Origin of the sequence: Flavobacterium pectinovorum (genome assembly GCF_006438875.1) — a bacterium.
Lineage (GTDB): Bacteria > Bacteroidota > Bacteroidia > Flavobacteriales > Flavobacteriaceae > Flavobacterium > Flavobacterium pectinovorum_A.
In genome coordinates this window covers 1-12639 of record NZ_RCZH01000010.1, presented here as the reverse complement: position 1 = coordinate 12639, position 12639 = coordinate 1, and the positions used below count along the sequence as shown (strand labels likewise).

Below are 12639 nucleotides of genomic sequence, written 5' to 3'. Positions count from 1 at the left end.
TTCGGCGATCTGATCAAAATCTTCTTTTATCAAATTTTTAAGCATAGCTGCTAACATGTCTTTTGAAGAACGGTGATTCCGCACCACATAAAAGTCAGTTCCAATGAGTCAAAAGAATTTTATAAAAGAAGATTTTAAAATTTTAAGTACTTTAAGTTTTGTGGCAAAATCGTGGCACATGCTGTTTTTGAAAAGTAGAAACTTAGCAAAATCAAGTGCTAACAGATTTAGGTTCGAAACTGTATTATACGTTGCTTTTTTAGTTTTTTTATCAGGAGGATACGAGTCCCGTTCCCGCTACTGGTAAAAATTAAAAGCCTGAGAAAACCAGATTTCTTAGGCTTTTTTTTGTGATTCGGAAAATCTTGCTTCATTTTTTAAAAATAAAAACCATCAGTATTTTCAAGGAAAATTGGTTCGAGTCCCGTTAAGTTAAACTCATAAAAAAAATTAAATTACGAAACTCAAAACCAAAAGTAAATCTTTAAAATAGCAATTAAAACCACCAAGCTTTTACTATAACATAGCGTTCTTCTATTTAGTCTTTTTAGATGAGTTCTGAGTGTCAAATTTTGCCTTTCGATATGATTGGTACCGAAGCGTTTTACAGAATGTAATTTCTCGTCAATCAAATATCTATAGTTTTTTAATCTGTCTGTAAATATCTTTTTTACTTCTGATAATTTTAAAGTATCCAGAACATGACTTAATGTTTTGTTGGTTCGCTTTCCAACATTAAAACTCACTACATTCTTAGATTCTTTTTCCAAAGCATAAACCAGCCAGATAAAATTTCTTTTGCGTCTAATATAAGTGCACATTTCATCAACTTCATAAGTTTTTCCTTTACTGATAATTGGCTTGGCAATGTTTCTGGCAATAGACACAATCCTTTTCAATAATGTTGTTGGTGAAATTTTTAATATTCTTGCCGTGCTTCTTATTCCTAAACCTTCCTTGGTTAACTGAATAATCTTTTTGTTTGTGTTTGATTTATAAGCATTACTCGTGTAGTACTCTACTTTTGTTTTGTTGCAATTTGAACATTTAAATCTGGTTTTCCCTGAAGAAGTAAAACCATGTTTAATGAGTTTCCCTCCACATAAATCACATACCTTTCTGCCAAACCACACTTTTGATACACTAGCTTCCATTTTATTCATTTTTAAAGCATTTTAAACCTTAAAAATAAAAGGGATGAGTATAATACTCATCCCTTTTAAACGAACTTTATTCAACAAACACTGATTATCAATGTCTTTTCATTTCGAAAAACAAAAACCACACGATTGATACATCACCCCCTAATTAAAGGGCTTAAAAGTAGGGTTCGAAATGATACTAAGCTATAAAAAGAGTAATTTAGGGCTGCTTAGTGTATAGAAAAAGAGAAAATCGAATATAAATATATCTAATTTTCTCTTTAAAAGTAAATACTTTATGCTTTTTTAATCAAGCTGATTAAAAATAATAAAAACCAGGCTCCTCCAACGGCAATTAAAATTTGCCAAAGAAGTCCACCGCCACCAATACCGAGCTTACCGGCGATCCAGCCACCAATAATTCCGCCAATAATTCCAACGATGATATTACCAATAATTCCAAAACCGGCACCTTTCCATACCTGACCGGCTAACCAGCCAGATATTGCACCTATAAGTAAGAAATATAAAAATTCCATATGTAGTTTTTTTTAAATTTTGATTAGATTTTATATTATGCTGCGTCGTGATTTTGCAATAATGTCTTGTAAATAAATCCGGCCACAATAGCTCCTAAAATTGGTGCAACCCAAAATAACCATACTTGTGATAATGGTTCTCCATCAACAAAAATAGCTTGTGATAATGATCTTGCAGGATTTACAGAAGTATTAGTAATTGGAATACTAATTAAGTGAATTAGAGTTAATGCTAAACCAATTGCGATACCGGCAAATCTTCCGTTGGCAAATTTATCAGTTGCTCCAAGAATTACTAATAAGAAGAATAATGTAAGAACAAATTCAACTATAAAAGCAGATTGTAAAGAGTATCCATCAGGTGAGAACGCTCCAAAACCATTTGATGCAAAAGCACCAGCTTTAGTACTATCGATCACAAACCCAGCTTTTCCTGATGCAATGGTATACAAAGTTCCTGCTGCAGCAATTGCACCAACGCATTGCGCGATAATATAAGGTAAAAGATCTTTTGCCGGAAATCTTCCGCCAGCCCATAAACCAAATGAAACTGCAGGATTAAAATGCCCTCCGGAAATATGCCCTACAGCATATGCCATTGTTAATACTGTTAAACCGAAAGCTAATGCAACTCCTGCAAATCCAATTCCTAAATTAGGAATTCCAGCAGCAAAAAGTGCGCTTCCACAACCTCCAAAAACTAGCCAATAAGTTCCAAAAAACTCTGCAAATAATTTTTTCATAATAAAATAATTTTAATTAATAGTTGATTGTTAATAGGGTATATTGGTATGCTAAAAAACCAACAATATATGTAAGGACAAACGGACAAATAAAATCCAATCTAGTAAACCAAAACTTGTTTTTTTATTTTTATACATGAAAACATTTGCCGGAAGACATCAATTAATAATGCTATGATTCCCCAGGCAGCAAAATGAGTTGTATAACTAACCATTAAAATAATGCCTAAAACAATTTCGGCAACTCCGTTCAAAATATTTATTAATTTGGGGTTTGAAAAAAAAGGAGGAATGATTCTGATGTACATTCCTGGGTTTCTAAAATGATTTAATCCGAACCACACTATTGATACACTACCAATTCATACTTCAAGAAGCTAAATCATTTCTATAAATCTCTCCCATAAGAAATCTAGAAACTATATTTTATTAAAATATTGTATACTAAAATACAAAAAATAAACAATTTACTGTTAAAATATTTAACTAATTATCATTTTTTTTATGATAATTCAAAACAAACATTCATTTTTTAAATTAAATTTTTAATTTCGGTGATAAACCTAATTGCCAATCGGTCGGCACTATCGTTTGAACTACTTTCTGTGTAAATTCGAATAATTGGTTCTGTATTTGATTTTCTTAAATGTACCCATTCCTCATCAAAATCTATTTTGACACCATCAATACGACTTGGATTTTGAAATGCAATACTGATAAAAATCTCCTATTGGACTTTTACTTTTCCAATATCAATTACAGTTTTTACACCTATTCTGTTGGTTTGAAGATATTCTCAATGTTCTTGAAAATGTATTTTGTAAGCATTTAAAGCTATAGGTTTTCCTGAAAAGGTTTCTGCAGGTGTATTTCCTGGCAATGAGAATTGCGGACGTATCGTATTATAAGTTAGTACATTTTCTATTAAAGAGGACTCTAGCTGTTCTCTGTTGATTAAATTTTGTGGCAACAAAAACTGGTGTTTGATGATTTTATTAAATGCTTCAATTTTAGAATTGGAAAAAGGAATGTCTTTTTGAGCAATTAAGTGTTTGATTTCTTGATTGGTTGTCTCTAAAAAATCATGAACTTTGGTGTTTACATTCTCCATACCTCCATCGGTGACAAAAGTAATGGGCTTCTTGCTTTTGTATTTTAAATAGGCTTGTTCTAACAAATCTCTAATAGCTTTTGGACTGGAACTATTTTCAATTCTATATCCTAGAATCATTTTAGAATAATGGTCCATCAAAAAATGAATATAATGTTTTTTATCATCAGCGGTTTTCAATATCGTTACATCGGCACACCAAATTTCATTAGGTCTAAAACTCTTCAATGAGCCATATAATTTCTTTGGATGCAGATGCCTTGTAGCAGTATATCCCAGTAATTTGGAATATTTATACAAAGTAGACAAACCAAAAGAAATTTCTTTATTCCTTAATGCCAGCAAGTAAACAGAAGATTTAGACCAATGTTGATAATCTTTTATTTCCATGTATTTTTTGATTTGCAAAATCTCCTTTTTTAATAATTGGTGCGGATATTGTCTAGCACACCACAAAAAATAAGAAGACTCACATTTACTGATAACTAATACTTTATAATTATGATAGGTGGCTCTAGAAATATTGAAGACTTTTAATGCTCTTTCGACAGGAATGATGTCTTTTACCTTTTCGACAGTATTTACCAATTTTTCTTTTTGTAAAGCAATTTGTTGTTTGATTCCTTTTACAGTACTTAAAATCTCATGGTAAGTATCAGAAAGTTTGAAATAAGCTTCCATAACTTTTTTAGCATTCTTAGATTCTCCAGTTCGTTTTATGAGTTCTAATTCTTCTTTTATGAAATTCGCTGCTTCACAACCTAAATACTTTTCGGCTGTTTCATGTTCCCATCGGTATTTGTTTGATTTGGGAATTCTAGCTTTTATGGTATTGGGTAAGGTATCATATAATCCATTTCGGATGTAATGTTTGACATTGGTATCCCATGAAATACGAGAAGATGAATAGATCATAAAAAGAGGTAATATATAGTTCTAGAATTCTTTATTTTTCGAGGAATTACAAAATAAAATAATTAATTCCAGTTGCTACTTTAAATGCATAAAGAAGTGATTCTCTCGGGAAATTTAACAAAAAAAAAGATTTTTCCTTTTATAAAGTTTGTTTAGGCTATTGGTTTAAATCCTTAATATTTATTAGAAATTCCTTATATGGAACCGTTTATTATAAAAGTATCACGGATGAAGCACCTCTACTCCTGCCCACCACACTTACCCTTCTAAAAAAACAACAAAAGCTGATGTTGAAAAAGCAAATTTAGGATCAATAGAAACTACCAACCATCGTATCATTAATAAATTAATTGTGAATAGCCTCGTATAAACCTGTCAAGTTCAAATAGGAATGACCGAACTAAAAGCCGGAAGTGTTGGAATACCATCCCCACTCATATTCACGACAGACAAATGGAAACCTATTTTATTTTGAAGTTCCAGAAAACCAAAGTATTTGTTATTTTATGAGAAAACTTTAGGGTACAACTTAAGAGAAGGCATTAAAATCAAAATATACACAAATAAAAAAACCGTCTCAATTTGTACTGAAACGGCTTCCTAAAAAAAACCATTTTATATAATCTTCCACATTATATTCTAATTTTTGTGCCATTTAAATCATCATGATCGCTTTGTTCTCATATTTAAGCAGATTGGCAATCCACTAGAGCGAATTTTGATGTTAATAAATAGCACTTTTAGGACTCATCCAAGAAATATAAGTATTATCGTTATCTCGGAGATAAAAATAAATATATTGTTTATGGCCTCTGCCTACATAAAAATCAAGTTTGCACAACATTTTAGTTTACAAAACCATTTAACTTGCATAAGAATTAAATGTACAAACTCAGCATATCTCTAAAAGTGTTTAAACCTTTTTAATAAATTACTATTATATCCTCAAAGATTATAAAACAGTAATTATAAACTCGCTTCGTCTATTCATTTGATGTTGCTCTTCACTACATTTTACATTATCAGAACATTCATTAACAAGCTGCGTTTCTCCATATCCTCTTCCTGTTAATCTGTTAGTATTAATACCATTTTTAATTAACCATTGTATCGTAGATTTCGCTCTTCTATCAGACAAGACTTCATTGTACTTTTGCGTTTGACGGCTATCCGTGTGGGAACGGATATCAAGTTTCATCGTTGGGTTATTATTCAAAACATCCAGTATTTTTTCTAGATCTAGTGTGGCATCTTTTCGAATACTAGACTTATCTAAATCAAAATAGATCATTTTGATACCAAAACATTTACCAAGATCATCTCCAATAGTGACTTTACAAATAGATTTATCCAATGCAATTGGCAGGTTTGTTTTTCCTGTTAATTTTCCGATGGTGACACTTATTTCTTTAGTCGTATAATCTGGTTTTTCGGCTCTTACATTATATGTTTTTCCGCATTCCGCAACAAAACTATACGACCCACTTGCATCTGAAATGCTGTTGTTTTTTATCTTTGAGCCATCATATAAAGTTACTTTTGTTCCAGGTAAAACAGTATTGGTTGTGGCATCAGTTATGATTCCGTTTAACTCCTGAATGCATTGCAACTTTCTGGTTTCTAAAAATTTATAAATATCATCAGAACCTTGCCCGCCATCTTTGTTGGAACTAAAATAACCACGTCTTGAAATAGGATCTATGATATAAGCAAAATCGTCTTTTGGTGAATTAATATCACCTCCAAGGTTCTGAATACTACTGATGGTTCCATTATCCTCAATTTTACCTACAAAAACATCCAAACCGCCCAATCCGGGATGTCCGTCCGAGGCAAAATAAATTTCGTTTTCGCTTGTTACGTATGGAAAGGTTTCTTTTCCTTCGGTATTAATAGTTTTTCCTAAATTTTCAGGCGGTCCGTAGCTATTCCCGTCTATATTAACTTTATAAATGTCCGACTGTCCTAACGTTCCGGACATATCAGATGCAAAGTATAAGGTTTTTTCATCCGCACTAAGTGCCGGGTGTGCAGTACTGTAATTGTCACTGGTAAATGGAAGTTGGGTTATATTGGTCCATTTTCCGTTTTCAAAACTGGCTTTGTATAGTTTTATTAAAGTAATTTTGTTATCATCTTTTCCTTTTTTTCCGTTTACGTAATTGTTTCTGGTAAAATAAACCGTTTTTCCGTCTTTAGTAAAAACCGGTGACGATTCGTGAAATTTAGTATTGATAGAGGTTTTAAACTTATTTACTTGAGAACTTGCCTGGGTTGCCGGATCAACATCCGCAAAATACAGATTGGTAAAATATTCTCCTGTCCATTTGTGTTTGCGCTGAGAAAAGTTACCAGTGTCCCGGGCCGAGGTAAAGTAAATTTTATTATCGTATACAAAAGATCCGTAATCAGAATATTTAGAATTGATTCCGGCATCTTCAATTTTATAACGTCCTGAATTGGCTTTGATCTCTTCCAGATAATTGATGTCTTCTTTATAGAGTTGTCCCCTATTATCGTTTTTGAATTTGGCATTAAACTCAGCCAAAAGTTTGTTCGATTTATCAGTCTGGCCTGTTGATTTTAAAGACTGTGCATATCTGTAATAATACTCCGATTCAGGATTTGCATTCATGGCGAATAATTCTCCATACCATTTTGAAGCACCATCAAAATCAGAATTGAAGTAATAGGAATTCCCTAGTTTTTTTAACATGTCTTCGGATTTGTATCCTTTCTCAGCTACGCGTTCATAGGTTTTAATGGCATCAATATAAGCATAGTTGTCGTATTTTTTATCGCCGGCAGCAACCTTCGATTGTTGCGAATAACTGTCAAATGAAAAAGCCAATATAAGGGTAAGGCAAAGGAATGTATAATTTTTCATAATCATTTATTTAGAAGAAACGAGGAGTTGTCATTTTACCATTGTTTTTGAAGAATTCATAACGCAGGAATATCTCATGGGATCCTGAATTATAATTATTTAAGTTTGTGGTTTCACGATCGTAACCATATCCTATATAAAGTCCATCTGTGATTTGAAATCCAACCATGGCACTTACCGAAGCACTCCATCTGTAGGCTACTCCTATCACAAATTTATCGATGAACATAAAATTGGCTGAAATATCTACCTGCAAAGGCGCACCTTCAACCATTTTACCCAGTACGGCTGGTTTAAACTTTATGTATTGGTATTTATCCAAATCAAATACATATCCGGCGATTAAATAATAATTGATTTTGTCTTTGTAAATAGCCACATCATTGTCATCGTAACGATTGGTTTCGATAAAATTAGGTATTGATAAACCAATATAAGCCTTGTCAGAATGCCAATAAACCCCAGCTCCTACATTAGGAGAAAATTTATTATTGAAGTCCTGAAACTGCGGATCGCCCTGATCTTCGGGATTTAATTTATTGACATCCAGATTGAACAAATTGGCGGTTCCTTTTATACCAAAAGAAAGTTTGAAATCGGCAGAGGTCTGTACGGTGTAAGAGAGATCTACAGAAATATTGTTTTCATTGGTTGGTCCAATTTTATCATTCACCAAAGATACACCTACTCCCAAATTGCTATTATTTATGGGTGAATTGACTGAAAAACTACTAGTTTCCGGAGCTCCGTCGAGCCCAACCCACTGTGTACGGTATAAACCAAAAATACTCATTGCTCCTCTTGAGCCCGCATATGCAGGGTTAATATTTATGGTGTTATACATATATTGTGTAAACTGAGCATCTTGTTGTGCATAACTTACTATAGCTGTAAAGATCAAAGCGAAAGAAAATAATTTTGTTCTCATAGTAGATATTTATTATTTTATTATTGCTGTTGGTTTCTATTGTATATCTTAAAATTGGTCACACAAACAATATATTTATTTGTATTTTTCTGGTTTAAGAATACGTTAAAAGGGATTACAACGCAAGCATCTTCTTCCTTTTCCTATTCAATAAGACCTAGATATACCAACAAAAAAACATGTTACTAACTTGAAGTCAAGTAAAGAATAATCTTAATCTAAAATGAAGCTTTGTTTTTTTATTATACTTCAAAGCTGTCATTACGTTTAATAAATTATTATTCCCTAAGCTAGTTTTTTGATTTATTGTTGACTTAAATAGAGATATCCTGATTTTTCAATTGTTTTACTCCCAGTATTATATTTCAAAATATAAAAGTAAGTTCCAGCAGGAAGTCCTTTCCCCTTATTAATTGTTTCGCGTCCCTCAGAATATCCTTTGAACATAACATCGCTCTCGTTATATGAATTTACATCAAATACCTTAATTCCCCAGCGATTGTATATTTCAACCCGATTATCCGGATATTTATCAATCCCTTTTATGTGAAAACTGTCATTTTTGCCATCCCCATTGGGCGAAAGCGAATTATAAATAATCAAATCACTGTCTACAATAATGGTTTTCTTAACAATCCCAATTGTAAAAAGACCATATCCACTGACCTGAGCAGTGATTAATTTAGTATAGTTGCCCCCTGGAAGGGGATCACTTACCACTCCTTTTTCATTGATCCATTTTGATGTTGTATTATCCCAACGTACTATAGCCAGCTCTTTTTCAACATCTTCTTCAAAAAAAGAAGCTGGTGTAGTATTGGTATCCAAAGTTAAGCTTAACACAATTTTTTCACTTGCCTGATCTTGAGTTACATTCCAATATTCCATTTCATCAATAGACAAAATCGTATCATCTTTGCTTGTGTACGGATAAGAACTTCCTGCATTCTCAAAAAGATATTGAGTTGTGTAAATGTTATTATTATCTGAGCCCATCCCATGATAGGAAGGTCTGAAGAATAACTTATCGCCAACAGGAAACTCAAACATCTCTCTTCCTTTTTTCTGTACTTTTCCATCTACAAAACTCAAGTTACTTACATTGGAATGAAAAGCTTTTTCATCAAAAATCATTTTACCGTTATAACCCGCAGCATCAATTATTCCGTTCTTAAACTCTGCCTTATTACCAATATCAATTGCAGTGGCTAAATGAAAAGGAACTAATGAAGTTGTATTGTCAAATAAAATATTTTGAAAATGTGCAATTTCAGTTCCTGCAATTAATTGCTGCTGTGCGCCAATGAAAAAAGTTTTTCCAGCACTTGGAGCACTATAAGTAACTAATCCGTCATTATTAAAATTGGCGTAAACAATAAGGTTTCCATCATTTAAAAGATCCCCTGTTGGTTTATTGTTGAAATCTAATAATGTTGCAAACTGCGTATTGGGCGCAATTGACAGGTCTCCAATATTTACGATCTGTGCACAGAGTTTACCACTAAAAAATATTGCGATAATACTTGCCTTTATATAAAATTTGATCATATTTTTTTATTTAAAATGAATTTTAAAACATTATGAAACCATTAAACTAATTAAAAAACATCTCAATTAGTACAATCATAAAAGAGGCGTCTTTCCGTTTTAATTCTCACTAAGGAATAACATAATTAGTATTTATTTGTGCATACTTAATAGCCCAAGTCATTGTATTATTGGTATTCATAGCTACATCAGGAGCAAAACTACCAGCTGTTGTTATGCCAGCACAAGTCATTGTATAAGCAACAGGCTGTGGCGCAATAGCTACATTTGCAACACAAGTTGCAGCCCCACCTGGTGTACCTGTTACTGTTAAAGCTGTACTTCCTGCTGTACCTGGCGTACCAGTTCCGGTAAGGGTAACCGTTTGAGCACCCAAAGAAGTGATACTTATAGGACTAGAAGTAAATGAAATGCCATTTACAGTATTAGTTGATATAGTTGTTGTGCCTGTACTGGTAACATTAATAGGTAGACTTATCGTATTGGTACTATTTAAAGCAACTGCCTGCATGTACGCCCCATTAGCTGTTGCCGTTCCACAATTTACAGTATACACTACTGGCGAAACCGTTACCGGAATATTTGGACAAGTTGCGCCTGTTGTTGAGTTAGAAAACGCTGTAAAATTATTTGTACCCGCAGCAATCGGTGAGCCTGTACCTAAAATTTCGATAGATTGTGGCCCGGTAGCTGTAAATGTTCCTGTTCCGCTAAACTTCATTCCATTTATAGAAGCTGAACCTGTATTAATGCTCCAGAAACCTAGTGCTGTAACATTTACATCTAAAACAATTTTATTTGTAGTATCAAGTGGAATTGCTACATGATAAGCACCATTAACAGCTGTTGTTCCACAAGTGATGGTATAACTAACTGTCGCTGCCGTTACAATAATCTTAGGTACACATGCATTTGGAATACCGTTTAGTGAAATGGAAACATCATCACCAGGTCCAGGTGTTGCATTACTTGGTGTACCTGTTCCCGGCAAAAGAATAGTATAATTTCCTGGTGCTGGAAAATTTCCGTTTTTTTCGAAATAATACCCATTGTTTGTTGTAACACTTACATTATAATTTCCACCTTGAGTTACAGTAACAGGTATATTTAAATAATTTGCTGTAGTTAATACACTCCCTTGCTGATAAGTACTGTTAGCCACAATTGCGCTACATTGTGCTGGTGAAATGGAAAATACAGCCGGTGGAGGTGTTCCACAAATGCTTAACCATATATTTTGAGCGAGACTCCAGTGATTAAAACAACCAGTAGTGGTATTAAAAATTAGAAGTCCGTCAACCAAATTTCCTGCTGGTATAGCATCACGCTGGCCTGTTGTTAAACGCGGTGTTAAAAAACCTTTATTGTTACTTTCCAATTCCAATACAGCTCCTGCCGTTGGTATTGTAGGACTACCTGCAACTGTAGCATCTTTTATCTTGGTCATATTTACTTGCCCATAAGTGGCAACTAAATTCATAATAAAGAATGCTAAAATGAAGGCAATCTGCTTTATCTTATCTATTTTTTTTCTCATGAAACTAAACATTTTATGTAGTTAATGATGAAATCTTAGTAAATTATTTAATTTTTTGAGTGATCTTGTGTCAGATTTAAATTAGTTATCAATTTTTCAACATTAGTTTTTCAAGCTGCTCCAAACGCTTAGTCAATGCATTACTTAGTGATTTCATATTTTCGGAGTCACTTTTCAACAATTTTATTTCCATTTCATAAGCTTCCAATTGCTTTTGTTGCTCTATAACGTGAAGATACAATTCTTCTGTTTTTTCTAACAACTGAACCGATAATTCAGAGATGTTAAAAGAGTAACCTTCTTTCGTTCTTATCAATTCATTAATTGGTGTAATTCCTGGTAAATGTTTATTAGTCTTGATAAACTTATCTACTTCACTTAAGGTTTTAAATTTATAATCTTCTTTAATTAAGGACGAACCTTTAAAATAATCTTCAAATACATAATCGGCGTAATAAGAGTTAATCGTTGTAATTGCCCCGTTTACCCTAAGTTTTTCGTTTGGTGCTGCCGACGGTGCCGTAAAACCAATACCAACCCAACCTTGAGTATAAATATTATCGGTATTGGATATAGCGCCTGTATTAGTGGCGGTACTATACCAAGGTTCAAGTACTAATGTAGACTTATCTAACCAACTTACAACACCTCCAGCATCAGTGGTTAATACTTTATCATTTCCACCAGACTGAATCTTTGCTGTTGTCACATTGGCATCTGCGATTTTCGCTGTAGTTACATTGGCATCTAAAATTTTAACTGTTGTCACAGCACCGTCGGCAAGTTTAGAAGTCACGATTCCCAAATCTTTTACTAAAAAAGGACTGGCTGTTGTACCTAATCCGGAGATGGTCACCTGATCGGCAATGGCTCCAAAACTGTCTTTGTCAATCCAGGTTACTGCGCCTGTGGCATCGGTAACCAAAACTGTATTGTTTGTTCCCGGTGCTATTTTTCCAGTGGTTACATTGGCATCAGCAATCTTTGCTGTTGTCACATTGGCATCTRMRATTTTCGCTGTAGTTACATTGGCATCTAAAATTTTAACTGTTGTCACAGCACCGTCGGCAAGTTTAGAAGTCACGATTCCCAAATCTTTTACTAAAAAAGGACTGGCTGTTGTACCTAATCCGGAGATGGTCACCTGATCGGCAATGGCTCCAAAACTGTCTTTGTCAATCCAGGTTACTGCGCCTGTGGCATCGGTAACCAAAACTGTATTGTTTGTTCCCGGTGCTATTTTTCCAGTGGTTACATTGGCATCAGCAATCTTTGCTGTTGTCACATTG

At 33.5% G+C, this 12639-nt stretch carries 9 protein-coding genes and 2 pseudogenes; 1 reads left to right on the top strand and 10 read right to left on the bottom strand.

Going from position 1 to position 12639, the window contains the following annotated elements:
* The first annotated feature begins 103 nt into the window (after positions 1-103).
* The gene (locus EAH81_RS27465) at positions 104-307 is read left to right on the top strand and encodes a hypothetical protein (protein ID WP_161595818.1); all 204 of its coding nucleotides are present in this window, start codon (positions 104-106) and stop codon (positions 305-307) included.
* 157 nt (positions 308-464) lie between these two features.
* Here EAH81_RS27465 and EAH81_RS15460 read toward each other — a convergent pair whose 3' ends face one another.
* The 10 genes and pseudogenes from EAH81_RS15460 to EAH81_RS27460 all read right to left on the bottom strand — a co-directional run.
* Complete coding sequence (locus tag EAH81_RS15460) at positions 465-1154, bottom strand: IS1 family transposase (RefSeq protein ID WP_194150826.1); 690 nt, start codon at positions 1152-1154, stop codon at positions 465-467.
* A 284-nt stretch (positions 1155-1438) separates the two neighbouring features.
* Positions 1439-1681 carry a GlsB/YeaQ/YmgE family stress response membrane protein gene (locus tag EAH81_RS15455; RefSeq protein ID WP_140508679.1) on the bottom strand — a complete coding sequence of 81 codons (243 nt, stop codon included), beginning with the start codon at positions 1679-1681 and terminating at the stop codon, positions 1439-1441.
* A gap of 35 nt (positions 1682-1716) precedes the next feature.
* Positions 1717-2424 carry an aquaporin Z gene (gene aqpZ / locus EAH81_RS15450; protein WP_140508677.1) on the bottom strand — a complete coding sequence of 236 codons (708 nt, stop codon included), beginning with the start codon at positions 2422-2424 and terminating at the stop codon, positions 1717-1719.
* 532 nt (positions 2425-2956) lie between these two features.
* A pseudogene (locus EAH81_RS15440) lies at positions 2957-3127 on the bottom strand (phosphoglucosamine mutase); the annotation flags it as partial.
* A 93-nt stretch (positions 3128-3220) separates the two neighbouring features.
* Positions 3221-4450, bottom strand: a complete 1230-nt coding sequence (locus EAH81_RS15435; protein ID WP_140508674.1) for a DDE-type integrase/transposase/recombinase — start codon at positions 4448-4450, stop codon at positions 3221-3223.
* Positions 4451-5402: 952 nt separating this feature from the next.
* Positions 5403-7337 carry an OmpA family protein gene (locus EAH81_RS15430; RefSeq protein ID WP_140508672.1) on the bottom strand — a complete coding sequence of 645 codons (1935 nt, stop codon included), beginning with the start codon at positions 7335-7337 and terminating at the stop codon, positions 5403-5405.
* Between the two features lie 10 nt (positions 7338-7347).
* Positions 7348-8265, bottom strand: a complete 918-nt coding sequence (locus tag EAH81_RS15425; protein WP_140508669.1) for a type IX secretion system membrane protein PorP/SprF — start codon at positions 8263-8265, stop codon at positions 7348-7350.
* A gap of 303 nt (positions 8266-8568) precedes the next feature.
* Positions 8569-9813: a gliding motility-associated C-terminal domain-containing protein gene (locus tag EAH81_RS15420; protein ID WP_140508667.1), complete on the bottom strand. Its 1245-nt coding sequence runs from the start codon at positions 9811-9813 to the stop codon at positions 8569-8571.
* Positions 9814-9922: 109 nt separating this feature from the next.
* Positions 9923-11350 carry a hypothetical protein gene (locus EAH81_RS15415; protein WP_140508665.1) on the bottom strand — a complete coding sequence of 476 codons (1428 nt, stop codon included), beginning with the start codon at positions 11348-11350 and terminating at the stop codon, positions 9923-9925.
* An 88-nt stretch (positions 11351-11438) separates the two neighbouring features.
* Positions 11439-12639: pseudogene (locus tag EAH81_RS27460) on the bottom strand (hypothetical protein); the annotation flags it as partial.

Bases quoted from the DNA above. Each gene is read 5' to 3' on its own strand.
- EAH81_RS15420 (WP_140508667.1), bottom strand. From the start codon at position 9,813: ATGATCAAATTTTATATAAAGGCAAGTATTATCGCAATATTTTTTAGT.
- EAH81_RS15425 (WP_140508669.1), bottom strand. From the start codon at position 8,265: ATGAGAACAAAATTATTTTCTTTCGCTTTGATCTTTACAGCTATAGTA.
- EAH81_RS15460 (WP_194150826.1), bottom strand. From the start codon at position 1,154: ATGGAAGCTAGTGTATCAAAAGTGTGGTTTGGCAGAAAGGTATGTGAT.
- EAH81_RS15435 (WP_140508674.1), bottom strand. From the start codon at position 4,450: ATGATCTATTCATCTTCTCGTATTTCATGGGATACCAATGTCAAACAT.
- aqpZ (WP_140508677.1), bottom strand. From the start codon at position 2,424: ATGAAAAAATTATTTGCAGAGTTTTTTGGAACTTATTGGCTAGTTTTT.
- EAH81_RS15430 (WP_140508672.1), bottom strand. From the start codon at position 7,337: ATGAAAAATTATACATTCCTTTGCCTTACCCTTATATTGGCTTTTTCA.
- EAH81_RS15415 (WP_140508665.1), bottom strand. From the start codon at position 11,350: ATGAGAAAAAAAATAGATAAGATAAAGCAGATTGCCTTCATTTTAGCA.
- EAH81_RS15455 (WP_140508679.1), bottom strand. From the start codon at position 1,681: ATGGAATTTTTATATTTCTTACTTATAGGTGCAATATCTGGCTGGTTA.
- EAH81_RS27465 (WP_161595818.1), top strand. From the start codon at position 104: ATGAGTCAAAAGAATTTTATAAAAGAAGATTTTAAAATTTTAAGTACT.